The sequence below is a fragment of the Chitinophaga sp. 05T412 genome (genome assembly GCF_056396465.1).
The window spans coordinates 828,200-852,913 of the sequence record NZ_JBFTLN010000001.1; the positions used below are offsets into that span (position 1 = coordinate 828,200).

Consider the following 24,714-nt stretch of genomic DNA (forward strand, 5'->3'; position numbering starts at 1 on the left):
AAAATGGTAAGGAGGTTTTCTAGCCTCCTTTTTTTATTTTTCCTATCTCTCCTCTCTTTTTTCTTTACTATTCAATCATTTAGTTAAATTTGAACAGGCTATAAAATTGTATGTCTATGGTAACTTTGTCGCCCGGCATTTTGCTGATAGCTGATCCATTTTTAAAAGATCCGAATTTCGCCCGCACGGTAGTATTACTTTGCGAGTACCAGGAGAAAGGGAGTTTTGGCTTTGTAATCAATAAGTTATTCGACCAAGCGCTGAGTGACCTGGTGCCGGAAGTACTCATTGGCAATATACCTGTTTACTATGGGGGGCCAGTACAGATGGACACCATACATTTTATTCACCGGCAGCCGGAGTTGATTACCGGGGGGCTGGAAATCATGCCTGGTATATACTGGGGAGGCAAGTTTGACGAGGTGGTAGCGGCGCTTAATCAGGGCCTACTAGACCCTGACAAGGTAAAGTTCTTTATTGGGTATTCCGGTTGGACAGAAGGACAGCTGGAAGAAGAAGTAAAGGATAAATCGTGGATTCTATCTCAAACAGATGCAGCGCTGGTATTTGAATCGAATGAGCAGCAAATATGGCAGCAATCTCTCAAAAATCTTGGCAGTAGCTTCGCCATGATGGCAAATTACCCAATTGATCCTTCCTTAAACTAATGGTAATAATCTGAAAAAGAGCTACATCGGCCGTGTTCGTTTTTTAAAGTTAAAAATGAACAGCGGGAATGCTAGTTATTTAAAACAAATTAGATATCTTGCTAAAGTAATTGCTAATTATTACCAGTTACATAACCCGTTTTCAGGTAAGTAAATAACCGATAAGAATACACCTATGAAGGCAAAACCTATGAAAAACATTTTGCTCCTTCTATAGAACCGAACCGATACCAGATGGTACCTGAATACTAATAATTTATTGTCAAGGCATATTCATTAGGTAATATACTCAGCCCTTGATAGGGGTTGACTATTGATGTACAGGATATCACTCCGGTTATCTCGTATAGCCGTGGAAGTGATGTATTGTATATAGATGAATAGAGAGGAAATCCCGGTGAGCAGTCCTGTTTACAAACGGGTCATCTAAGATTGGAATAGTTAGGACAAAACAAAGGCCGGGTAATCTTACCCGGCCTGGTTATTATCTTTAGCTGGTATGCTTATTTTTCCACTGCTACAGCGCCTTCTACGAGTACGGTAGCCTTATTGCGCAACACTTCCACGAATCCACCGCTGATAGTGAAAAACTCGGCGCGAGTTTTATCTGTCAGCACTTTCATTTTACCATTTCCGAGAGCTGCAATTAATGGCGCATGTTTATCCAGTATTTCAAAAGAACCGTCAATGCCCGGCAGTTGTACTCCGTACACTTCTCCGGCATATAATTTTCTTTCTGGTGTTAATACTTCTAATAGCATGTTATGATCGTAAATGGTGAAGGGTAATGATCCCGGCGGAACCGGGATCATTGACTTAATTAGTTATTCGCTGCTTCCAGTAATTTCTTACCTTTTTCGATAGCTGCTTCGATGTTACCTACCAGGTTGAAAGCTGCTTCAGGATACTCATCTACTTCACCGTCCATGATCATGTTAAACCCACGGATAGTTTCTTCGATTGGTACCAGTACACCTTTCAGACCGGTAAACTGTTCTGCCACGTGGAAAGGTTGTGACAGGAAACGTTGTACACGACGCGCACGGGATACGGTGAGTTTATCTTCATCGCTCAATTCATCCAGACCGAGGATCGCGATAATATCTTGCAGTTCTTTATAGCGTTGCAGGATCATTTTCACGCGCTGAGCACAGTTATAGTGAGCTTCACCCACGATAGCCGGCGACAGGATACGAGAAGTTGATTCCAGCGGGCTCACCGCAGGGTAGATACCAAGATCGGAGATCTTACGATCCAATACGGTGGTAGCATCCAGGTGGGAGAAAGTAGTTGCCGGAGCTGGATCCGTCAAGTCATCCGCAGGTACGTAAACCGCCTGTACGGAAGTGATGGAACCATTTTTAGTGGAGGTGATACGTTCCTGCATCAGACCCATTTCAGTAGCCAGGGTTGGTTGGTAACCTACTGCAGAAGGCATACGACCTAACAGCGCGGATACTTCCGAACCTGCCTGGGTGAAACGGAAGATGTTATCTACGAAGAACAGGATATCCTTACCACCACCTGTAGTGCCATCTCCATCACGGAAATATTCTGCCAGGGTCAAACCAGACAAGGCCACACGTGCACGTGCTCCCGGTGGTTCGTTCATCTGACCAAACACAAACGTAGCCTGTGATTGTTTCAGTAATTCTTTATCTACAGCGGTAACATCCCAGTCACCGTGTTCCATTGATTCTTTAAATTTATCACCGTATTTCACGATGTTCGCTTCAATCATCTCACGCATCAGATCATTCCCTTCACGGGTACGCTCACCTACACCGGCGAATACGGACAAACCTTCGTAACCTTTTGCGATGTTGTTGATCAGCTCCTGGATCAATACAGTTTTACCCACACCGGCACCACCAAACAAACCAATTTTACCACCCTTTGCGTATGGCTCAATCAGGTCAATTACTTTAATACCAGTGAACAGTACTTCTGTTTCAGTTGCCAGATCTTCAAATTTAGGCGGTTCACGGTGAATAGGGTAACCGTTTGAAGTATCGATATCACCTAATCCGTCAATCGCTTCACCTACCACATTGAACAAACGTCCTTTAACCTGGTCGCCAACTGGCATTTTAATAGGCGCGCCCTTGTCAACTACAGCCATGCCACGAACCATACCATCTGTGGAGTCCATCGCTACGGTACGCACACTGTCTTCACCCAGGTGCTGCTGTACTTCCAATACTACCTTCTGACCATTTTCGCGGGTAATTTCCAATGCGCTGTAGATTTCGGGCAATTTGTCATCAAAGTGCACGTCCACCACGGGACCGATAATTTGTTTGATCTTACCTGTGTTAGGCATATTTTTAAAGCGGTTTATAAAAATACTAAAATGTAACTGTTCCAAAGACCGTAGCAATACGTCACTACAGTCTCCAAAATTTGCCGCAAAGGTAAGAGTTAATAGGTGAATATCAAAACGCTAACGATGAAAAAAAACCTTTTCCCGGCCCATTTTTCCACGTTTCTCTCATTAATAAACTTTTATTCCCCGGCAATGCAAAGCGGAGTCTGTCAAATTATAAATATTTACTATTTATAAATAATCCCACCGTCCATATAAAAATAGCGCCCTTTTCCTGATCCGTTTACTATTTTTAGCCACTATCCTGATATATATAATATATAAATATGAAAAAAGCTAACAGTGAACAATCCCGTAGGTCATTCCTTGGGCATCTTTCCACAGCAGGATTGATCGGTATCAGCGGACTGGTACCCGCCGTTGCCAAAGCAGGCAGCCTCGCTAACCAGTCACCCACCGCCGCCCCTGAACATCAATTCCTGTGCAAGCCCTACCTCCAATATCCCGGCCCAAACAGTATTTCCGTGATGTGGCTCACCGGACGCCCCTGCTACAGCTGGGTGGAGTATGGCACCGACGGACAACTTAACCAAAAAGCCCACAGCATCACCAACGGATTGGTAGACGCCAACAACCGCCTCCACCGCATCGAACTCCCTCACCTGGAACCAGGAAAAAAATACAGCTATAAGGTGTACTCAAAAGATATCCTCTCTTTTGAACCCTATAAACTCACCTACGGGGAAACCATCAGCAGCGATACCTATACCTTCACTGCTCCCAATCCGCAGGCAAAAGAAGTGTCCTGGGTGATCATCAACGATATCCACGACCGCCCCGCTTCCATCCCACACCTGATGGGACTGAACGGGAATGATCCATACGACTTTGTATTTTTTAACGGAGATGTATTCGACTACCAGGCCGATGAGCAACAAATCATTGACCATATGCTCACCCCGTGCGGCGATACCTTTTCCACACAAACGCCTTTTATGTATGTAAGAGGCAACCATGAAACCCGTGGTAAGTATGCCAGAGAATGGCACCAATACTTCGACAATCCTGGCCATGGCAACTATTTCACCTTTACCATCGGACCAGTATCTGCCATTGTTTTAGATACGGGAGAAGATAAAGAAGATGAACACCCGGTATATGCGGGCATCGTTGACTTTGACGCCTACCGGGTACAACAGGCCCACTGGCTGGAACAACAGCTGCAAAGCCCCGCCTTTAAAAAGGCGAAACATAAAGTCGTGATGATGCACATCCCACACTACCATTCCGGCGAATGGCACGGCGTAAAACACTGCCGTGAACTATTTGGCGACCTGTTCAACAAACACAAAATCGATATCCTGATTTGCGGACATACCCACCAATACGGCGTATACGCCCCGGTAAAAGGACAACACGAATACCCGCTGATCATTGGTGGCGGCCCTAAAGACGGCGCAAGAACCCTGATTAAAATAAAAGCCAATCAACAGCAACTGGTACTCACCATGCTGAAAGATGATGGAACTAAAGTGGGAGAATATACCGTGTAAAAGCTGAAATCAGAAAGCCATTGTAGTGGGTAACCACAGCGGATATTATACGCTTTGATCTCTCACTACAATGGCTTTCTGCTTCGTTCTATATTTCTTTTTTTGTCGCTGCTATCAGTGTAGTCACCAGTACAGCCACTTTCAACAATATCCAGGAGGCAGCTACTGCTGCAAAAATACTCACCACTAATACTGCGTAGTACTTAATCGTCCAATCCAGCGCTACTTTCAGCCGGGTTACTACCCCTATCGCTTTATCTGCACTTCCTTCGTACATAGAAAATTGTACTGTGCAGAATTCATTTTCGGAATCGAAATTGCCTAACTCTACACCCAGTCCCTGTAACTCCGTTTCCACCTCCGATATCCGGGTATCGAGATCAATAAACTCCCTGATTTCTCCCGGCTTCTTCTTCAACTCATTCAGCGATACCAGCGATTGTTCCAGCGATACTTTCTTAGCATTCAGCTTACGGTATTCGTTCGTCTTGTCTGTTTTGGTAATCGCTGTATGCTTTATTGCTCCAATGCCCTGCACTGCATGATAAAATGAATCAAACTTTTCCGGCAATACCCCAATCAACATCTGAATTTCCCGGCTGCCCTTATTCCCTGACTCCTGCTGATATTGTACAATCGCATCAAACTGTTTAACCGTGCGGTGGAGCAGCTTTTCATCCTCCGTAAAATGCGATGACTTTGCACGCACACTGGCTACCTTTTCGTATTTCTGATTATTGGTAATATTGGATGATGCAGCAGTAGCACCTTTCGCAGGACTATAGTCCTTCATTTTTTCAGAAGCATAGTTCTTCCGTTTCCCCTCAATACCCGATAAAAATCCACGACCTCCGGATTCCTCATACTCCACGCCCTTATAGGTGTAGCCATAGAGTATTCTAAAAAGAAACATCACGATAAAAAGGCCTATAAACGCCATGGCTAAACGCCGGAACTTTTGCTTAACAGTTAACATAGGTCAGAGAAATATAGTGTTGTTTATAAATTGGTTTGAATAGATTGCTGTTTATATGCTTTCACCCATTTAATGAGTCCCAGCGTAGCTATTACGAGCAGAATAAAATATTCTATCCCTAAAAATTTAACCCCTTTCTGGAAGTAAATAATGGTGGCTACTACGTCTACCAACACCCATAGCAGCCAGTTTTCCCAAATACGCTTTGCCAGCAGCAGATTAGCCATTACGCTCAATACAGCCACCAGCGAATCTGTATAAGGATAAGCGGCTGGGTGTTCAAATATACCCGGCCACCAGGTATGTAAACGACTTATCACGAAACCAGTTATACCAGAAAGCAGGATAGCAGCGCCTCCCAGCAGCCATCTCCGTTTGTTTGACAAAGCATATATCGGTTCATTTTCAGGCTGTTTCTGATACCAGAATATCCAGCCATAAACGCCGGTCGCGAAAAAGTAAATCTGCAAAAACATATCGGCGTACAACTGCAATTGCCAGAAAAGGAGAAAGAAACAACTTACATTGATAAGGCCTATAGGCCAGGTCAGTATATGATCACGGGCCGCCAGCCATACACAGAGCAACCCTGTTAATGTGCCAATAAACTCTATATAACTAACAGAATATCCCAACGCGGTAAAGAAGGTATGATCAATACTAAAAAGTGAGTTCATTGTATAATTTAATTCGACTGCTGCAATATTACAGGAATGTTTTATTTTTCCCATAACTGCTTCGTTTAACACTGGATAACAAGCGGTTACAACCGAAAAATATTTTGGAATCATTTTTGTCATATAGCCTATAGACGCCTGAACTGCAGCAAAAGCGTTATAAAATTTTTAACAATATCCTTTAACATTTCATCATGATACCGCCAGCAAATAGTATTCAAAAACACCATTAAAAAAATGCTTGTTGAGATAAAATAAATTTACACACAACAACATTCATGACATCTCCAGGGTCTTACAACAACCTCTCAGGACTAAAAAAACAGAAGTTATGAACAGATTAATGAAATATACAGGTATATCCCTGTTACTTATATCTTTCTTTTTAGGCAGTTGCGCATCAACTTACGCACCTGGCAACTACAATGATCAAGGCAGCTACAATGGTCAGGGCAATTACAATGATCAAGGCAACTACAATGATCAATACGGCTCTTCTTATGGATCTGGCCCGCAGGTACAAATCAACGGTTCCATTTCCTTTTATGATCAATTGAGCCCTTACGGCCGCTGGGTAAGCTATCCTGGATATGACCAGGTATGGATACCTAATGCAGGCCGCGATTTCAGACCTTACTATACAAACGGACACTGGGTATATACTGACTATGGTTGGACCTGGATGTCTGATTATTCATGGGGTTGGGCTGCGTTCCACTACGGCCGCTGGTTATATGACGACTTCCAGGGATGGATGTGGGTACCAGGTAACGACTGGGGTCCGGCTTGGGTAAGCTGGAGAACTGGTGGCGATTACTACGGATGGGCACCAATGGGACCACAATATTCTTATAATGCACCTGCCGCTTACTGGGCGTTTGTACCCAGACAATACATCGGTAGCCGGAGTATTAACAGCTACTATGTTAACAATAGCCGCAACGTAACTATTATTAACAACACCACCATTATCAATAACTATAACAACTATCGTGGTAACAGAGTATATACCGGACCGGATGCCCGTGATGTACAGCGTTATTCCGGCCAGCAAGTCAGACCAGTCAGAGTAGAAAATACGAACACACCCGGTAGTGGCAGAATAGACAACAACCGCCTGCAGATTTTCCGCCCGGATGCTACTGCTATCCAAAGAGGCCGTGATGCCGATCGTAACAGACCGGTTCAATCAATAGATAACAGCCGGCCTAACCGTATTACACCAGGTAATACCGGAAATAACAATACCGGAAATAATGGTGGAGGAAGGATTACTGTTCCCGGTCGCGATAACAATCAGCCGGTAAATAATGGTGGGAACAATGGTGGAGGAAGAATCACTGTTCCTGGTCGCGATAACAATCAGCCGGTAAATAATGGCGGAAACAATGGTGGAGGAAGGATCACTTATCCTAACCGTGATAACAATCAGCCAGTAAATAATAACAACGGAAGAGTAAATCCTGGTAATAATGGTAATACACAACCTGGTAATATTAACCCGGATTACAACAGACCTTCCAGAGGTACACCAGACAGATCATTCAATCAACAGCAGCAACAACAGCAACAGCAGCAGCGTATACAACAGCAACAGCAACAGCAGCAGCAGCAACAACAACAGCGCATACAGCGGGATCAACAACAACAGCAACAGCAGCAGCAGCAAAGGATAGAACAACAAAGGGTACAACAGCAACAGCAACAACAACAGCGTATACAACAGCAACAGCAGCAGCAACAACAACAGCAGAGGGTACAGCAACAACAGCAGCGTATTCAGCGGGAACAACAGCAACAACAACAGCAACAACGTCAACTGCAGCAGCAACAACAGGAACAACAACAACAGCGCATACAAAGAGAACAACAGCAACAACAACGTCAACAACCACAACAGGATCAAAGTCAGGGAAGGCCACAACGGGTAGGATAATAACAGCTAACGCTGAAGTTGTTTAAAATAAAAAAGTACGAATGATAACCGATATGGATGTTTAGTGAGATAACATCCTGCTTATCCGGTTCTTCATTCGTACTTTTTATTTTGTGTAGACGTACTGATAAAGCTGGTCTTTTACCGTTGTAAAATCAGCTTCACCCGGAGGAAATCCTTTATGCATAATGCGCAACGCAAGCGGAGGAAATTCAGGATAATAAGGAGGCTGCTCATAGGAATCTTGAAAAGTCTGATATCCCAATCGTTCATAAAATGCAATTCTACGTATAGCCTGTTCCGTTATAGGTGGTTCTACTTCCAGCACAATGGTACCTAACTGTTTTTCAAGCAACTGCATCACCTGCGTCCCTGCGCCTCCGCCACGGGCATTTTCATGAATAGCGAAATGCTCTATAAAATTGAACAAGGGCAGCTTCCAGTAAAACACAAAGCCAGCGAAAAGATCCCCTTTGCTGATACGCAATATCTGGATTTTGCCGGCAGCCATGAGCGATAACTGCCAGGGCCATGGCCTTCTTTCTTCCTTAGGAAAAGCCTCTTCATAAAGGTCTTGTATTGCCGCATCCGCAATACTCACTGGTTTCATCTCAATCATATCGCTAAGTTACTGATTATCCTTAGCGGAAGGCACACATTCGAATGGATCAGGATTACCGGCAGGAACGGGTTTGTTAACAGACCAGCAAAAGTTCATGGGTTGACTGGTAATACTCATTAGTACTACATTCACTTTACTACCCTTCCGGCTGTTGGAAGCGGCGATGCTACGGGTACCCTTTTCAGGAATATTGCTGATGGTATATTGCTCTGTTTTAAAAACGTCGTTGTTGTTACGCATGTATTCCACTTTCACCACCACATTATCCAATGCATATTCTGTTTGGTTATTAACAATGACGCTCAGGTCTTTAATACCTCCCAGTAACCCTGTGCGGTATTCACCGGCGCTTACGGCAATAAACTGTCGCCAATTGCGGCGGTAATAAGCCCTGCGCTCAATAAACTGTCCGGCTACCCTTTGTTGTACCGCCTGGTGGTTAGCAATTTGCGTATCTACTGCCCCAGACTGATCCAGGCTTTTGCGTAAATCTCGGTTTTCGTTCCATAGGCGTTGATTTTCAGATAGTACTTTGCGGACGTGTCGTTGTTGCTGACAGTAGCCCAGCCCAAATATAACTACCAGCAGCACTAATATAACAGGATAAACATATGTTCTTTTCATGTGGTGTGAAAGAGAAAAAATAATGCCAATACAGTTTTTATTACATTTGTACAAATGGTTTCAATGCAACTGATTACTGTAAACGATGAACTAACAGCCAGGCAATTTCTCGATGTACATATCATTTTGAATAAAGATGTACCGGGCTGGATAAGGCCCCTGGATAAGGATATCAACATCGTATTTGATACGGAGCACAACAAGGCATTCCGCCACGGAGAACTGATACGATGGATACTGAAAGACGACAAAGGAAAGCTGATTGGAAGAATTGCAGCTTTTGTAAATAAGAAATATAAAAACAAAGGAGACGAATGCCCGGTAGGAGGTGTAGGTTTCTTTGACTGTATTGATAGCCAGGAGGCAGCCAACCTGCTATTTGATACCGCTAAACAATGGTTGCAGGAAAGAGGGATGCAGGCGATGGATGGTCCTATCAACTTTGGAGAGCGCAATAACTGGTGGGGATTACTGACCAAGGGATTCCACGAGCCTATTTACTGCATGAATTTCAATCCGCCGTATTATGTCCGCTTATTTGAACAGTATGGTTTCCAACTGTTTTTTAACCAGATCTGTTATGGTATGAAAGTACGCGATCAGCTGCAACCCAAGTTTTTTGAGCGGCATGATACTATTGCCAAAGATCCTGCCTTCAAAGCGGTACATATTAAGAAGAACGAATTGCCCAAATTTGCAGAAGCTTTCAGCACGGTATACAACAAGGCCTGGGCGCAACATGCCGGCGGTAAAGAAATGGGGAAGGGACAGGCACTCGCTATCTTCAAACAGATGAAACCATTGCTGGATGAGAAGATTGCCTGGTTTGTATATCATCACGACGAACCAATTGCTATCTGGCTCAATCTCCCGGACCTGAACCAATTTGTTAAACATATGAATGGCCAGTTTGGACTGTTGCAAAAACTCAAGTTTCTGTGGCTGAAAAAAACCGGTTACTGCAAAAAAATAATCGGGGTGATATTTGGAATCATTCCGGAGTATCAAGGCAAAGGCATAGACGCCTACATGATTGTGGAAGGTGCTAAACTCATTCAAAACAACAGCGAGCATTACGTAGATTACGAAATGCAATGGATCGGCGATTTTAACCCCAGAATGCAAAATGTAGCAGAAAGTTTGGGCGCAACGCCATCCAGAATACTTACCACCTACCGCTATTTATTTGACCGTACTATACCGTATAAAAGACATCCTATGGTAGGATAAGCAACCTCTCCGGATACAGATACTTCCTGTATCCGGAGAGGTTTATCCGTTGCTGCTTCCCCCTAATCATTCTTTTCCCCTCTTAGTCCCATACTACAGACATTCAGATATATTATTATAAAAAATATACATTAGACCAATGCGCTAAAAGCCAAATCAGTACCTTAATACATCTACCCATATCAATATCCGATTGGGCATTGATAGCGGATAAGTTTATGAATATTACCTACATTTAAATCCCTTTTGGCAGTTACGATCGTATCTAACCAGATGTTTTGTTATGACCAACTTATACCCTGGGTGTCCGGAAAATGCGAATCTGGCACTCATTCAACCCACGTTATTATTTAGGCAACAGATAATGAAGGCCATTAGCTGCGTTGTGTTGTTCTTTATTCTCTACGTGGTATTATTAGTAACGGCTATTGCCCTGGCAGTGGCCTGTATATCAGGAGGAATAATACTATTCCGCACGTATCCTACCTGGATTTCCGGCGTCACAGGAGCAAGTCTTGTGTTACTGGGAGGGATGGTTTTGTTTTTTCTCATCAAATTTCTTTTTAATAAACGGCCTGCTGTTAACCCGTACCGCACACAGATTTTTGCAGATAGCCATCCTGATTTATTTGATTTCATTACCCGGTTGGTGAAAGAAACGCGGATGCGCTTTCCGAATAAAGTGTTTGTGGTACCGGATATGAACACCACTATCTTTTATAATTCCAGCTTTTTAGGACTGTTTCTCCCCGCCCGCAAAAACCTTGAGATTGGTTTGGGGCTTATTAACAGCGTGAATATCAGTGAATTTAAAATGCTGCTGGCTCATGAGTTCGCGCACTTTTCGCGGCGGAGTATGAAATTGGGTAGTTATATCTACTCCCTGAATAAGGTATTGTACAACATGCTTTATGAAAACGAGCGATGGACAGAAATGGAAATACGCTGGAGTAACGGTGGCAGCCTGCTAAGTTTCTTTGCCCACATTACCACTCAGATATTGAATTTTATGCAGTGGGTACTGCGGAAAATATATTTCCTGATTAATCAACAGTACCTCACCCTGAGCCGGGAGATGGAATTTTATACGGATACGGTGGCCGTAGGGCTTACCAGCACAAACACTGCTGTGAGTAGCTTACGCCGTGTAGAGATGGGCGGCTATTGCCTGGATCATTGCTTTCATAAATTACCGGAGCTGGCAGAAAAAACGGTGCGGTTTTCCAATATTTTCAGCGTGCAGCGTGCGCTTATTCATTATTATGCTGTCCAAAATCAACTATCACTGGACCCTTCCGGACTCCCGGTTATTAACAACCATTATTTTCAAACGTTCCTGAAAAGCCGTGTACAGCTGCGGGAGCAGTGGACTTCGCATTTAACGCGGGAAGACCGGGAGGCGCATTTTCTGCAGGCGGATGTATCCTGCCCGATGCCTGATAACAGCGCGTGGGAGCTGTTTAATGAGCCAGAGCTATTGCAGCAGCAAATGACAGCCCGGGTATATCATTGTACTATTTCCCCCACAGCAGACACTTTTACGGAAATAAGTCCGGCGGCGTATATCGACGAATTATCCCAACGTCACCGGCTATATGAATATCCGCGTGTATTCAACGACTACTATGACAACCGGCCATTCAACGAAATGACAGCAGCCTATACGCGGTTGTTATCTCCGGAAGAAATAAAAAAATATAGTCTTCGGGAGATATACCATTCGGACACCATTGCCCGAATGCGGGCATTTTACCGGGACCGCCAGGATGCAGAAACCCTGCAGGCCATCAGCAGCGGGCAGTTTCAGACCCGGCACTTTGAATTTGACGGGCAAAAATATAGTGCTCCCCGGGCCAGGCAGCTGGCCAGAATGTTATCTGCCAAAGTAGTGGAAGAGCAGGAATGGCTGCTACAGCAGGATGAAACGGCCTTCAGATACCACTATTCGCTGGCGTGGCAAAAAGATCCGGCCATGGCGGCCCGATTAAAGGAGGAATACGGGCAGTTACTGGAATATCAGCAAACCGGCCACCAGCTGAATGATCAGGTAATACGGATCATACATTGCATCAGTATACTATTTAATGGAGGTGATCATGGGCTGGAAAATATGCCCACCCTATTTGACGAGTTATCTGCGGAATGCTGGAGTTTTCGCATGATGGCAGAAAACATCTGCAACTCCCCGCTCTATCATGCTTTTCCTGACGACCTTCACCAGAAGCTGCAGGAGTTCTGGCAACAGGACTGCTCCTTTATGGACGATATGATCCCGAATTACGTTGCCATAGAGGAGTTGCATGAAATCAGCTCCTTGATGATGGAGCATTACAACAATGGAATCATATTATTAAAAAAAGCTTACCTGGAATTTATTTTAACCTTACACGCAGTAGAATAAAACCCTGTGTCAGCGCTGATCCTGCGGTGTATTTTTCTCTTACTGAATTTGTGCGTATTTTCGACGCTCGCGAAAGCGTAGCAGTCATATGGAGAATTTTATCGTTTCAGCCCGTAAATACCGTCCACAGAACTTTTCAACTGTTGTAGGACAAGCACATATTACCACCACTCTCAAAAATGCCATCCGCAACAATCAGCTGGCACATGCCTTCCTTTTTTGCGGACCTCGCGGAGTAGGGAAAACTACCTGTGCGCGTATCCTGGCTAAAACCATTAACTGCGAAAACCTGCAGCCGGATGGGGAAGCCTGTAATGAATGTCATTCCTGTAAATCCTTCAATGAAGGCAGTTCGTTTAACATTCATGAACTGGATGCCGCCTCCAACAACTCGGTAGATGATATCCGTACCCTGGTAGAACAGGTGCGTTTTGCACCACAGGCAGGAAAATATAAGATCTATATTATAGATGAGGTACACATGCTCAGTTCCTCCGCCTTTAATGCATTTCTGAAAACCCTGGAAGAACCGCCCTCCTATGCGATCTTCATCCTGGCTACTACAGAAAAACATAAAATATTACCTACTATCCTGAGTCGTTGCCAGATCTTCGACTTCAAACGTATCACCATACAGGATACGGTAGACCACTTACAGGAAATCTGTACCAAAGAACATATTCAGGCAGATGCAGATGCCCTGCACCTGGTAGCGCAGAAAACCGATGGTTGTATGCGTGACTCCCTGAGCACACTGGATAAGATTGTTAGCTTTACCAGCGGACATCTTACCTATCAAAATACGCTGGAACACCTGAACATCCTGGATTACGATTATTTCTTCCGGGTAATGACCTGCGTATTACAACAGGATATTGCCAACGCCCTGCTCCTGTTTGATGAAATTTTACAGAAAGGATTTGAAGGAGATAACTTCCTGAACGGATGGGCAGAATTCCTGCGCAATCTCTTACTGTGTAAAGAAGAGAAAGCCTTACACCTGGTAGAAGTATCCGGCAATCTGAAAGATCGCTATAAGCAGCTATCCGGTCAGATAAGTCCGGCTTACCTGATTACAGCACTGCACCTGCTCAATGAAACTGAGATCAATTACCGCATGGCGCGCAATAAGCGTTTGCATGTGGAAATGGCACTCATTAAATTGTGCTACCTGCAACAAGCCGTAACATTGGTCAGCGATGACAGCACCGGAGAGGTAGCAAAAAAAAAATTAGTTCCTGATGGTTCGGTACCACAAAAGCTGCGCGCTCCTGCTGCCCAGCCGGTAACCGCCAAAACCATCACCGATAAACCAGCTACTACAGAAAGCATCCCCACTGCACCTGCCGCCCGTTTAACGGTAGACAGCGGAGCATCAGCACCTGCCGGCAATCCGGCAGTGGCGGGAACACCTGTAGCTGCACCGGTTCCACCACGGCCGGCACCAGCAACGCCAGTAACCGCAGCACCGGCGCCACCCGTGACAGCACCTCCCACTCATATACCGGCTACTCCGGTTGCCACACCAGCACCTGCTACTACTCCTGCAGCCAGTAATACCACCGCACCGGCGGCACCGGCCAGCAAACTAACAGGACTGGCCGCCATGAAAGAAGCGATGGCGGCGAAACAACAGGTGACTACGCAAGTCGAGGTAATTCCTATCACGCAGGGAGCTATCCATGTGTACTGGGAAGAATTTATCGATCTGTACCGGCAGGCCAACAAAATGACGGTGGTGAGTAACTTACAGCTGGCTCAATTGAAGCTGCTGGGAGTGGCGGAAGTAGGGATTGTAAGTCGCAATATTGTGCAGTTCCGTTTTATGGAAGAAGAGAAACTGATTATTGCCGAGTTCCTGAAAAAGAAGTTCAACAACCCGGCCATTGTGCTGACGCTGCAACTGGACGAGAGCCAGCAAACGCAGGATATTGGCCCGGCTCCGTTATCCAGCAGGGAACAATTCCAGCAAATGTCAGAGAAATATCCCCTGGTAAAAGAGCTCAAAGACAGACTTAATATGGAGTTGGATTTCTAGTCCGGCTACTGTAATTAAATATTAACGATAGATAGACATTTTTAAACAGTTTACAATTCCTTCTTTGCGTTTTTGCGCAAAAACATGTAGGTTTGAACAAAATTTTGAATAAAACACTATGGCAGAAGTTATCAGAATGCCCCTTTTGAGTGATACGATGACGGAAGGGGTGATTGCGGAATGGCATAAAAAGGTGGGCGATACAGTAAAGGCAGACGATGTTATAGCTGAAGTGGAAACCGATAAAGCAACCATGGAAGTGATGGGTTATGCAGAAGGAACCCTCCTGTATATTGGTGTAGAGAAAGGGAAAGCGGCTAAAGTAAACGGAATTATTGCCATTGTAGGTAAACCGGGAGAAGATTATACTTCTTTGCTGGAAGATAATAAAGGGGGTGCACCTGCTGCTGCTCCAGCTGCCGCTGCGCCTGCACCACAGGCTGCTCCAGCTGCTACTGTTGCACCGGCTGATGATGCTGCTTTAAAAGATGCGTTGAAAAATGCCACTGTTATCCGTATGCCGCTCCTGAGCGATACCATGACAGAAGGTAAAATAGTTGCCTGGAATAAGAAAGTAGGCGATGTAGTTAAAAATGATGATGTACTGGCGGAAGTGGAAACTGATAAAGCGACCATGGAAGTAATGGGCTATGCTGACGGTACTTTATTATATATAGGTGTAAAAGAAGGAGATGCTGCCAAAGTAAATGGTATTATTGCCATTGTTGGTAAAGCGGGTACTAATGTAGACGCAATACTGGCTGCTGAAAATGGTGCGCCAGCACCTGCTGCAGCTGCTGCTCCTTCACAGAATGGTACTGGTAGTACTCCTGCTACCGCTGCTGCAGCTCCTGCTGCCGTAGCCACTGGTACTACTGATGGTCGTGTTAAAGCTTCTCCGCTGGCTAAGAAAGTAGCAGAGGAAAAAGGTTTTGACATTAGCCAGATCCCTGGTTCAGGTGATGGTGGCCGTGTTATTAAGAAAGATGTGGACAACTTCGTTCCTGCTGCTAAAACAACGGCTCCTGCTCAACAAAGCGCCGGCAGCGCTGCTCCTGCAGCTCCAGCCTTTGTACCAGCCGGACAGGAAGGATTTATAGATATTCCGCTGACACAAATGCGTAAGGTAATTGCCAGACGCCTCAGCGAAAGCAAGTTTACTGCTCCTCACTTCTACCTGAAGATAGATGTGAATATGGATAAAGCTATAGAAGCACGCAAATCCATAAACGAAATTTCTCCGGTGAAAATTTCCTTCAATGACATGGTGATCAAAGCTTCTGCGATGGCACTGCGTCAGCATCCTGCAGTTAACAGCAGCTGGATGGGAGATTTCATCCGTCAGAATCAACATGTACACATTGGTTCTGCAGTAGCTATTGAAGAAGGCCTGATTGTACCGGTTATCCGCTTTGCTGATCAGAAAACACTGAGCCAGATTGCTGCTGATGCAAAAGGTCTTTACGACAAAGCTAAAAACAAGAAACTGCAACCACAGGAATTCAGCGGCAATACTTTCAGCATCTCCAACCTGGGTATGCTTGGTATCGATGAATTCACTGCTATTATCAACCCGCCGGATTCTGCGATCCTGGCAGTAGGTAATATCACTGAAACCGCTATCGTGGAAAAAGGTCAGGTGAAAACGGCCAACATCATGAAGCTGACACTGAGCTGCGACCACAGAAGTGTGGATGGAGCCGTAGGTGCCCGTTTCCTGGCTACCCTGAAAGGATTCCTCGAAAATCCGGTAACTATGCTGGTATAAAAGACATCATCGTTATACGAAAGGCGTCACGCTATGAGCGTGACGCCTTTTTTTATGCCCTTTCCCGTCATTCCGGCGTAAAATGTTTCATTAGATTTTGAAAGTTCAAAAACCTGATATACATTTGAGCTTGTAAATTGTCAAACGCTATATAAATTACAACCTACATGAACTTAGTGGAAGCAAAAGCACAGTTTATTCAAACCTGGGGATCTTTGGGTGCTCAATGGGGCATTAACCGTACGATGGCGCAAATTCATGCGTTGTTGCTGGTAATGCCGGACCCGTTGTCGGCAGATGATATCATGGAGCAGCTGAATATTTCCCGTGGAAATACCAATATGAACGTGCGGGAACTGATTAACTGGGGATTGGTGGAGCGTATCCTCATTCCTGGCGAAAGAAAGGAGTTTTTTGTGGCAGAAAAAGATATCTGGAAAGTGGCTACCTACATTGCCCGTGAAAGGAAGAAACGTGAGCTCGATCCTATCATGAAAGTGTTGTTGCAACTACAACAGGCCGAAGGCGATCCGAAAGACAAAGAAATGAAGGCCTTTAAGGATTCTATTGCCAATATCACCAAGTTTGCCCAACAGACAGATAGAACGATTGGTGCGTTCATTAAATCAGAAGAAAGCTGGTTTTATAGTAGTTTGCTAAAACTCATCAAATAATTTTTTTTGCCCCAATATTTCATTTTTTTCTGAAAATTCTGAAATATGAAAATAAAAGAAAAAATAGTGCTGCTGGTGGATGTGATCATCCAGCTGCTTTTACTGCTGCTAGCCCTTGCTCCTGTTTATGATGAAACACGTAGCCTTCTGATGATCGATCTCTTCTTTTACCAGCTTTTAAGCTGTCTTATTCACTTCTTATTTTCTGCTTCTCTTTTTCGGAAGATATATAACTGGTGGGTATTGCTTGTTTTCATATGCTACGCCATCCTTACGATTTTGCGGTTTGCGCAAGTTGATTACGCGCTGGCAGGCATGATCCTGCTGCTATACAGTCTCATTCCATTAATGGGCTACTACTTTCTGCTTACGTTTTATGAAATACTTAAACCCACTCATCGCCATGAAGCATAAACGCATTGTAATAGCCGCCGGAACAGGGTTTATTGGCAGGAGCCTGGCTGATTATTTCGGCAGCGACAACGATATTATTATTCTGACCCGTAGTCCGCGTCCGGCTGTTGGTCGTATTAGCTATGTGCCCTGGGATGGCAAAAACCCTGGCGCCTGGGGTGAAGCACTGGAAAAGGCCGACCTGCTCATCAATCTCACAGGAAAAAGCGTCAACTGCCGTTATACGCCTGCTAACAAACAAGCCATACTGGATAGCCGGTTGCAGGCCACCGCTGTATTAGGCGCGGCTATACGTACTTTACAGCACCCACCTAAAGTATGGATCAATGCAGGCAGCGCTACGATTTACCGCCATGCAACCGATCGTGCGATGGACGAATTTAATGGGGAAATGGCGAATGACTTCTCTGTACAGGTATGTAAACAATGGGAACAAACTTTCAATGATATCACGTTGCCGCATACACGGAAAATTATACTACGTATAGGCGTTACTATTGGCTGGCAAGCGGGCGGTGTGATGCAGCCTTACCTGAATCTGGTGAAATTTGGACTAGGTGGGCATCAGGGCAGTGGCAAACAAATGTTCACCTGGATACACATTACCGATGTTTGCCGGATGATGGCATGGCTATACGAAAATGAGGCCCTTAGCGGCACCTTTAATTGTACCGCCCCTACCCCCGTTACCAATAAAGTATTTATGCAGTCATTGCGGGAAGCCAGTGGCCGGCATTTTGGGTTGCCAGCGCCTGTTCTCTTGCTAAAATTAGGCGCCTTTATGATTGGTACTGAAACGGAGCTACTGTTAAAAAGCCGGTGGGTGATTCCATCCAGGGCATTGCAGGCTGGCTTCCAGTTTAACTTTCCGGCGTTAAAGCCTGCGTTTCGCGACATCCTGGCGCATCTGCCGCGGCACGCTTACCAACTGTTTTGAATTCCGTAAATTAGTGGTATGGAAACCAATGACGATAAAAAACTCACGGTAGTATTGGGTGCATCACCCAATCCGGAAAGATATAGTAACATGGCGGTAAACCGGCTCACTGCCAAAGGCCATCCGGTAGTAGCTATTGGCAGCAGGCCAGCCAGTATTGGCGACATTCCGGTGATTACGGAACATCCTCCACTGGAGCAGGTGGACACCGTAACGATGTACCTGAACCCGGTAGCCCAGAAAGCTTACTACGACTACATCTTACAACTGCATCCGCGCCGCATTATTTTTAATCCGGGTGCAGAAAATGAAGAACTGGAAGCTATTGCGAAGCAAAATAATATTCAGCCCGTAGAAGCTTGTACGCTTGTATTGCTGAGTACCGGCCAGTTTTAGCTTGTTCCTTCTTCTTTTTTTAATATTCAGCTGTTAGTGTTTGCTAACAGCTTTTTCGTATATTCGTACATATTGCTGTTATCCCCCAATGAAAGCATCCCATATTGTTACCCCCATCCAACGCATGGAATTACTTCAACAGGCAGGCATTATAGCATTACTCAATTTGCATGTTCACCCTTTAATATACATTTTATGCAATGGAGAAGATTTAATGGAGAGGTCATCCACCTTCCGGTCAAGGAAGAAGTACGGCAGGCCATTGTCCGCGAAACCGCCAGGGGCTTTCGTTTGAAAGTGTGCATTGGTACTGATTCCCAGGTAAAAGGATTGGATACAGAATTCGCTACCGTGATTGTTTTCCTGCGGGAAGGTCATGGCGGATTTATGTTTATCCACAATGAAAAAACCAAAGACCGCTACTCTGTGAAAGAGCGTATGCTCGTAGAAGTAGCGAAGAGTATTGAGATTGCGTATGAGTTGTGCGACCTGTTTACTGAATATGATGTAGACATGGAAGTACACGCTGACATCAATACCAATCCTCAATTCAAAAGTAACCTGGCATTGCGTGAAGCAATGGGTTATATTCTCGGTATGGGCTTTGCCTTCAAAGCCAAACCAGAAGCCTTTGCCAGCAGCAGCTGCGCCAATAAAGTAGTGAATTAAGGCGCCCTGTTTTTTGTACCTCTCTCAAATATTTTCCTGACGTGTGATCACGTCACGTGGCTCTCTCTCCCTCCTTATCTAGCGTTACAAACTTTACCCGGATTGTAACTTTCCTTTTGCTTCTGCGCTTAATGTATTAAATACCTTATTATGAAATCACCAAAATCATTGGTAGCAGTAATGCTATTGGTAGTTGTCAGTCTTTTTTCCTGCAAGCATAACAACGAAGAAAATGTTCTCAAAGGGGATAAATTAGTTGTCAGCATCGGTGGTTTTAATGTGCCCGGTACAACGGTCAAAACCTTACAGATTACGGAATCAGCCAGTTATATCGTTACGTATACCTCCGGTAATCCAACTATTGTCACCTTACCAGTTAACATACATAATAACCTGAAGCAATACCTCGGCAGCTTTCCACGGGCGGCTATTAAAGCTGATCCGAAGAAAGGCAGTTATAGCCTGAGAGGAGCGGCAGACGACTCTTTCGAAACATTTGCTTACATACAGATTTCGCCGGCTGACACCACCCAATTCGACATAGATAGCCATAGCAGCACGCTGCCGGTGTCTTACATAGATAGCTTTCTGAAAAACATCAATAAAACGATCGCTGATAACAAGCTATTAGATCTTTAACGCATTGCTAATGAAAAATAAATATCCGCTGGTAGTATTACTGTTCCTTATACTTTTTTCTGCCTGTGAAAAAGAAGACAATACACCAGCATCACAGCTGGAGGGAAAATGGACCTTAATTGCCACTACCGGCGGCCTCAGTGGACAAGGCACTCCCATCACCAGTAAACAAACCGCTATCTTCCAGGGTGGCACTTATAAATTGCTGGTGGACGATTTACAACTCAATGCCGATACCTATCGTATAGAGCAGGTAGGCGGCAATGGCAACGGGTCCTGGCAGTTAAAAATTGGTAACCGGGAAGTATACATCATCCACATAAAAGATGGCTTGCTTCACTTGAATAGTCCTGATCCGGATGCATTGGAGTTGATTTATAAAAAAGCATTATAGGTTTCAGCATAAATAAGAAAGGCCTGCACACCACGGTATGCAGGCCTTATATTTTTAGCAGCTAAGGATCAGGCAATAGCTCTGAACTGCGCATTCATTTCGTCGATATAATTCAGGATGGCATCTCTGCCGCTTTTCTTTATTGTGGAAGTCACAAAATTAGCCGGCAGGAACTGCCAGGTTTCCTTCATTTTATTCAGGAAAGCTTTTACATTTTTGCTCACTTCTGCCTGGGTGCTTTTATCAGCTTTAGTAAATACGAGGCTGAAGGGGATATTCCATTCGCCCAGCTGGTTTACGAAGTCGACATCTATTTTCTGTGGCTGGTGGCGGCTGTCGATCAATACAAATACGCTCACCAGGTTAGGGCGTTTACGGAGGTAGTTTTCAATCATTTGCTCCCACTGGCGGCGTTGCGACAAGCTTCTTTTAGCAAAACCATAACCTGGTAAATCTACCAGGTACCAGGCTTTGTTCATGGCAAAATGATTAATCAGCTGTGTTTTACCGGGTGTACCGGAAGTTTTGGCCAATTTTTCATTGTTTGCCAATATATTGATCAACGAAGACTTCCCCACGTTAGAACGGCCTATAAATGCATATTCAGGCCATGTCGGGCTGGGACACTTTTCCCAATCCGGACTACTGACAAGGTATTCTGCTGACTTAATTACCATAATGATATTTGCTTTGTTCCATTAAAAAACCCGGATCTCCGTATTTACAACCTACATTTCTTTAACTTTGCGGACTATGTCAGAAAATGTAAATGTTCAGAAGATTGTTCCCTTTGAAGGGTCAAAATTAAGCAAGAAGGAGCAGATAGCGACCATGTTTGATGATATTGCTCCTCGCTATGACTTTCTTAACCATTTTATGTCGCTGGGAATCGACATTATCTGGCGTAAAAAAGCGCTGGGGTATTTGAAGTCGATTCAGCCCAAACTCATGCTGGACGTAGCTACCGGCACGGGCGATTTTGCGATTATGGCAGAGAAGACCCTTCATCCGGACAAAATTGTGGGCATTGATATTTCTGAGGGGATGTTAAATCATGGCCGGGAAAAGATCGAAAAACTGGGCTTAACGGACAAAATTACCCTTCAATCGGGCGATAGCGAAACAATAAGTTTTCCGGACCAGACGTTTGATGCCATAACAGTGGCTTTTGGCGTACGTAACTTTGAAAATCTGGAAAAGGGGTTATCTGACATGTATCGTGTGTTAAAGCCAGGCGGGAAACTGGTAATCCTTGAATTTTCCAATCCCACTGTTTTTCCTATTAAACAATTATATAATCTGTATTTTCGTTATATTACACCGCTGCTCGGGAAATGGATAGCGAAGAGCCAGGCGGCTTACAGTTATCTGCCAGAATCTGTGAAAGCGTTTCCGCAGGGTGAAGCGATGAGAACTATTTTAACTAACACCCGTTTCCAGGCCGTTACATGCAAAACGCTAACATTCGGCATATGTTCCATTTACTGCGCTACGCGCTGATATTCATTTTATTGATTGGTATGCTTCCCGCAAAGGCGCAAACCAATATGAATATGATTGAACATGATGCAAAACCCTATTACTTTGGCATTACGCTGGCTGCCAACCAGTCCTATTTTAAACTCGAGCACTCTCCCGCCTTCCTGGCCACTGACTCTATCATGATAGCAGAGCCATTGAAAACGATGGGATTCAACCTCGGCTTGCTGGCCAATGCCAGGCTGACAGAGCATTTTGACCTGCGTTTTAATCCGCAGCTCATCTTTGCCTCCAAAAATCTGTATTACCGCGATACCTATCCTAAACCACAGGATACGGAGAAAAAAATAGAATCTATTTTACTGAGCTTCCCGATGCAGATCAAGTTCAAATCGGACCGGATCGGCAATATGCGGGTATATACCATTGCTGGTCTTAAATACGACTATGACCTGGCCTCCAATGCCCGTTTACGCCGGGCAGATGATCTGGTGAAGATCCGGAAAGGCGACTATGGCTATGAAGTGGGCGCCGGGTTTGAGTTTTACTTTGAGAGCTTCATTTTCTCCCCTGAATTCAAAATCAGCAATGGCTTCGGTAACGTACTTGTAAAAGATCCGAACCTGCGCTACTCCAATGTAGTAGAAAAGTTACAATCGCGCATGATCGTATTTTCCATCCACCTGGAAGGATAAGAAAGAATTACGAATTTCAAATTACGAATTACGGATTTGTGGGTAGATAGTAAACGCGAAGATTACCTGCGCTTATATCTTTTCACAAATCCGTAATTCGTAATTTGTAATTCGTAATTCTTATTTTTGCGGCATGCAAAATTACCTCATCAGGAATATAGCCGTGGTAAACGAAGGCCACACCACGGTACAGGATGTATGGATCAGAAACGGCCGCATTGAAAAGATAGCGCCTCATATCACTGTCAGTGGCCAATACACGGAAATTAACGGAGAAGGGAAGCACTTACTCCCCGGCGTTATAGACGACCAGGTACATTTCCGCGAGCCGGGCCTTACACAGAAAGCCACGATTTATACAGAAGCACGCGCAGCAGTAGCCGGAGGCACCACCAGCTTTATGGAAATGCCTAATACCAAACCTGCTGCACTGACCCAGGAATTACTGGAAGATAAATACACCATCGCCCAACAACATTCACTGGCCAACTATTCCTTTTTCATGGGAGCTGCCAATGACAATGTGGAAGAAATACTGAAAACAAACGCCAAAAAAGAAAGCGTTTGCGGCGTAAAAATATTCATGGGATCTTCTACCGGTAATATGCTGGTAGATAACTATCTCACCCTGGAAACCGTTTTTTCCAACAGCGAATTATTGATTGCCACCCACTGCGAAGATGAGAAGATTATCCGCGCCAATATGGAAGCTTTTCAACGCGAGAAAGGGGATCATCTCACCGCTGCCGATCATCCGCTGATACGCAATGTGGACGCCTGTTTTGAGTCGTCGCTGGTAGCCATACAATTTGCACAAAAACACAATGCCCGTCTGCACATTTTGCATATCTCTACTGCCCGCGAACTACAGCTGTTCAGCAATATGCTGCCACTGGCTGAAAAGCGTATTACTGCAGAAGTATGCGTACATCATCTTCATTTTACAGCAGATGATTATGCACAATACGGCAATCTCATCAAATGTAATCCGGCTATTAAAGCGCCAGAGAACAAAACAGCGCTGTGGCAGGGCCTTCTGGACGACAGACTGGATATCATTGCTACAGACCATGCTCCGCATACCTGGGAAGAAAAACAGCTTCCTTATTTGCAGGCGCCTTCCGGCGTACCACTGGTACAACATAGCCTGTTACTGATGCTGGAACATGCCCGCAAAGGGGATATTACCCTCGAAAAAGTGGTAGAAAAAATGAGCCACGCACCCGCTATCTGTTTCCAGATAAAGGAAAGAGGATTTTTGAGAGAAGGATACTTCGCAGATTGCGTCATCGTAGATCTACAAGGCCATACCAACGTAAACAAAGACAACATTCAGTATAAATGTGGCTGGAGCCCGTTTGAAGGCCATACCTTCCCGGCAGCTATCACACATACTTTTGTAAGCGGGCACCTGGCTTACGAAAATGGCGTTTTCAATGAAAATATACGGGGACAACGGTTAGCTTTTTCCCGGTAAGCAGAAAGCTGAAAGCAAAAAGCAAAAAGCCATTGAGGCGGATGAGGTAAGCGGATAAATAATTTAAATATTCGCTGTTATCACCCGCCTCAATGGCTTTTTGCTTTGTGCTTTCAGCTTT

24 protein-coding genes are annotated in these 24,714 nt (G+C 44.7%); 17 read left to right on the forward strand and 7 right to left on the reverse strand.

Annotation, left to right across the window (positions count from 1 at the left end; genetic code table 11):
• The first annotated feature begins 110 nt into the window (after positions 1-110).
• A complete protein-coding gene (locus tag AC1DFM_RS03185; protein ID WP_477075275.1) occupies positions 111-668 on the forward strand; it encodes a YqgE/AlgH family protein in 558 nt (185 codons plus the stop codon).
• Positions 669-1,171: 503 nt separating this feature from the next.
• On the opposite strand, the gene atpC is transcribed toward AC1DFM_RS03185, so the two are convergent.
• Together atpC and atpD are read right to left on the reverse strand one after the other, a co-directional pair.
• Positions 1,172-1,480: an ATP synthase F1 subunit epsilon gene (atpC, locus tag AC1DFM_RS03190; RefSeq protein ID WP_477075276.1), complete on the reverse strand. Its 309-nt coding sequence runs from the start codon at positions 1,478-1,480 to the stop codon at positions 1,172-1,174.
• 8 nt (positions 1,481-1,488) lie between these two features.
• Complete coding sequence (gene atpD / locus AC1DFM_RS03195) at positions 1,489-2,991, reverse strand: F0F1 ATP synthase subunit beta (protein ID WP_477075277.1); 1,503 nt, start codon at positions 2,989-2,991, stop codon at positions 1,489-1,491.
• A gap of 329 nt (positions 2,992-3,320) precedes the next feature.
• On the opposite strand from atpD, the gene AC1DFM_RS03200 reads away from it, so the two are divergent.
• The gene (locus AC1DFM_RS03200; RefSeq protein ID WP_477075278.1) at positions 3,321-4,547 is read left to right on the forward strand and encodes a purple acid phosphatase family protein; all 1,227 of its coding nucleotides are present in this window, start codon (positions 3,321-3,323) and stop codon (positions 4,545-4,547) included.
• Between the two features lie 88 nt (positions 4,548-4,635).
• On the opposite strand, the gene AC1DFM_RS03205 is transcribed toward AC1DFM_RS03200, so the two are convergent.
• Together AC1DFM_RS03205 and pnuC are read right to left on the reverse strand one after the other, a co-directional pair.
• Positions 4,636-5,523 (reverse strand): DUF4349 domain-containing protein, encoded by an 888-nt coding sequence (locus tag AC1DFM_RS03205; protein ID WP_477075279.1) that lies wholly within the window; start codon positions 5,521-5,523, stop codon positions 4,636-4,638.
• A gap of 23 nt (positions 5,524-5,546) precedes the next feature.
• On the reverse strand, positions 5,547-6,200 hold the full coding sequence (gene pnuC / locus AC1DFM_RS03210) for a nicotinamide riboside transporter PnuC (RefSeq protein WP_477075280.1): 654 nt from the start codon (positions 6,198-6,200) through the stop codon (positions 5,547-5,549).
• A gap of 331 nt (positions 6,201-6,531) precedes the next feature.
• Here pnuC and AC1DFM_RS03215 point away from each other — a divergent pair, with 331 nt between their 5' ends.
• Positions 6,532-8,136, forward strand: a complete 1,605-nt coding sequence (locus AC1DFM_RS03215; RefSeq protein WP_477075281.1) for a DUF6600 domain-containing protein — start codon at positions 6,532-6,534, stop codon at positions 8,134-8,136.
• A 106-nt stretch (positions 8,137-8,242) separates the two neighbouring features.
• Here AC1DFM_RS03215 and AC1DFM_RS03220 read toward each other — a convergent pair whose 3' ends face one another.
• Positions 8,243-8,755 carry a GNAT family N-acetyltransferase gene (locus AC1DFM_RS03220; protein ID WP_477075282.1) on the reverse strand — a complete coding sequence of 171 codons (513 nt, stop codon included), beginning with the start codon at positions 8,753-8,755 and terminating at the stop codon, positions 8,243-8,245.
• 9 nt (positions 8,756-8,764) lie between these two features.
• Entirely contained in the window at positions 8,765-9,382 is a 618-nt protein-coding gene (locus AC1DFM_RS03225; protein ID WP_477075283.1) for a hypothetical protein, read from the reverse strand.
• Positions 9,383-9,445: 63 nt separating this feature from the next.
• On the opposite strand from AC1DFM_RS03225, the gene AC1DFM_RS03230 reads away from it, so the two are divergent.
• From AC1DFM_RS03230 to AC1DFM_RS03280, 11 genes are all read left to right on the forward strand, one after another.
• Complete coding sequence (locus AC1DFM_RS03230; RefSeq protein ID WP_477075284.1) at positions 9,446-10,612, forward strand: hypothetical protein; 1,167 nt, start codon at positions 9,446-9,448, stop codon at positions 10,610-10,612.
• Between the two features lie 283 nt (positions 10,613-10,895).
• Positions 10,896-13,013, forward strand: coding sequence for a M48 family metalloprotease (locus tag AC1DFM_RS03235; protein WP_477075285.1), 2,118 nt, complete (start codon positions 10,896-10,898; stop codon positions 13,011-13,013).
• Positions 13,014-13,101: 88 nt separating this feature from the next.
• Entirely contained in the window at positions 13,102-15,051 is a 1,950-nt protein-coding gene (locus AC1DFM_RS03240; RefSeq protein WP_477075286.1) for a DNA polymerase III subunit gamma/tau, read from the forward strand.
• 118 nt (positions 15,052-15,169) lie between these two features.
• The gene (locus AC1DFM_RS03245; protein WP_477075287.1) at positions 15,170-16,819 is read left to right on the forward strand and encodes a pyruvate dehydrogenase complex dihydrolipoamide acetyltransferase; all 1,650 of its coding nucleotides are present in this window, start codon (positions 15,170-15,172) and stop codon (positions 16,817-16,819) included.
• Positions 16,820-16,986: 167 nt separating this feature from the next.
• Positions 16,987-17,493, forward strand: a complete 507-nt coding sequence (locus AC1DFM_RS03250) for a GbsR/MarR family transcriptional regulator (RefSeq protein WP_477075288.1) — start codon at positions 16,987-16,989, stop codon at positions 17,491-17,493.
• Between the two features lie 45 nt (positions 17,494-17,538).
• Positions 17,539-17,907, forward strand: a complete 369-nt coding sequence (locus AC1DFM_RS03255; RefSeq protein ID WP_477075289.1) for a hypothetical protein — start codon at positions 17,539-17,541, stop codon at positions 17,905-17,907.
• Entirely contained in the window at positions 17,897-18,844 is a 948-nt protein-coding gene (locus AC1DFM_RS03260) for a TIGR01777 family oxidoreductase (protein ID WP_477075290.1), read from the forward strand. Before AC1DFM_RS03255 ends, AC1DFM_RS03260 begins: the two co-directional genes overlap by 11 nt.
• A gap of 18 nt (positions 18,845-18,862) precedes the next feature.
• Positions 18,863-19,240, forward strand: coding sequence for a CoA-binding protein (locus AC1DFM_RS03265; protein ID WP_477075291.1), 378 nt, complete (start codon positions 18,863-18,865; stop codon positions 19,238-19,240).
• Between the two features lie 195 nt (positions 19,241-19,435).
• A complete protein-coding gene (locus AC1DFM_RS03270) occupies positions 19,436-19,909 on the forward strand; it encodes a ribonuclease H-like YkuK family protein (RefSeq protein ID WP_291922597.1) in 474 nt (157 codons plus the stop codon).
• Between the two features lie 150 nt (positions 19,910-20,059).
• Entirely contained in the window at positions 20,060-20,548 is a 489-nt protein-coding gene (locus tag AC1DFM_RS03275; RefSeq protein ID WP_477075292.1) for a hypothetical protein, read from the forward strand.
• A 10-nt stretch (positions 20,549-20,558) separates the two neighbouring features.
• On the forward strand, positions 20,559-20,942 hold the full coding sequence (locus AC1DFM_RS03280) for a hypothetical protein (protein WP_477075293.1): 384 nt from the start codon (positions 20,559-20,561) through the stop codon (positions 20,940-20,942).
• A gap of 68 nt (positions 20,943-21,010) precedes the next feature.
• Here the strand turns inward: AC1DFM_RS03280 and yihA are convergent, their stop codons facing one another.
• Complete coding sequence (yihA, locus tag AC1DFM_RS03285) at positions 21,011-21,619, reverse strand: ribosome biogenesis GTP-binding protein YihA/YsxC (protein WP_477075294.1); 609 nt, start codon at positions 21,617-21,619, stop codon at positions 21,011-21,013.
• A 76-nt stretch (positions 21,620-21,695) separates the two neighbouring features.
• Between yihA and ubiE the strand changes: the two genes are divergently transcribed.
• From ubiE to AC1DFM_RS03300, 3 genes are all read left to right on the forward strand, one after another.
• A complete protein-coding gene (ubiE, locus tag AC1DFM_RS03290) occupies positions 21,696-22,442 on the forward strand; it encodes a bifunctional demethylmenaquinone methyltransferase/2-methoxy-6-polyprenyl-1,4-benzoquinol methylase UbiE (RefSeq protein ID WP_477075295.1) in 747 nt (248 codons plus the stop codon).
• A complete protein-coding gene (gene porT / locus AC1DFM_RS03295) occupies positions 22,415-23,116 on the forward strand; it encodes a type IX secretion/gliding motility protein PorT/SprT (RefSeq protein ID WP_477075296.1) in 702 nt (233 codons plus the stop codon). The genes ubiE and porT overlap by 28 nt, the downstream gene beginning before the upstream one ends.
• Positions 23,117-23,249: 133 nt before the next feature.
• Complete coding sequence (locus tag AC1DFM_RS03300) at positions 23,250-24,593, forward strand: dihydroorotase (RefSeq protein ID WP_477075297.1); 1,344 nt, start codon at positions 23,250-23,252, stop codon at positions 24,591-24,593.
• The last annotated feature ends 121 nt before the right edge of the window (positions 24,594-24,714 follow it).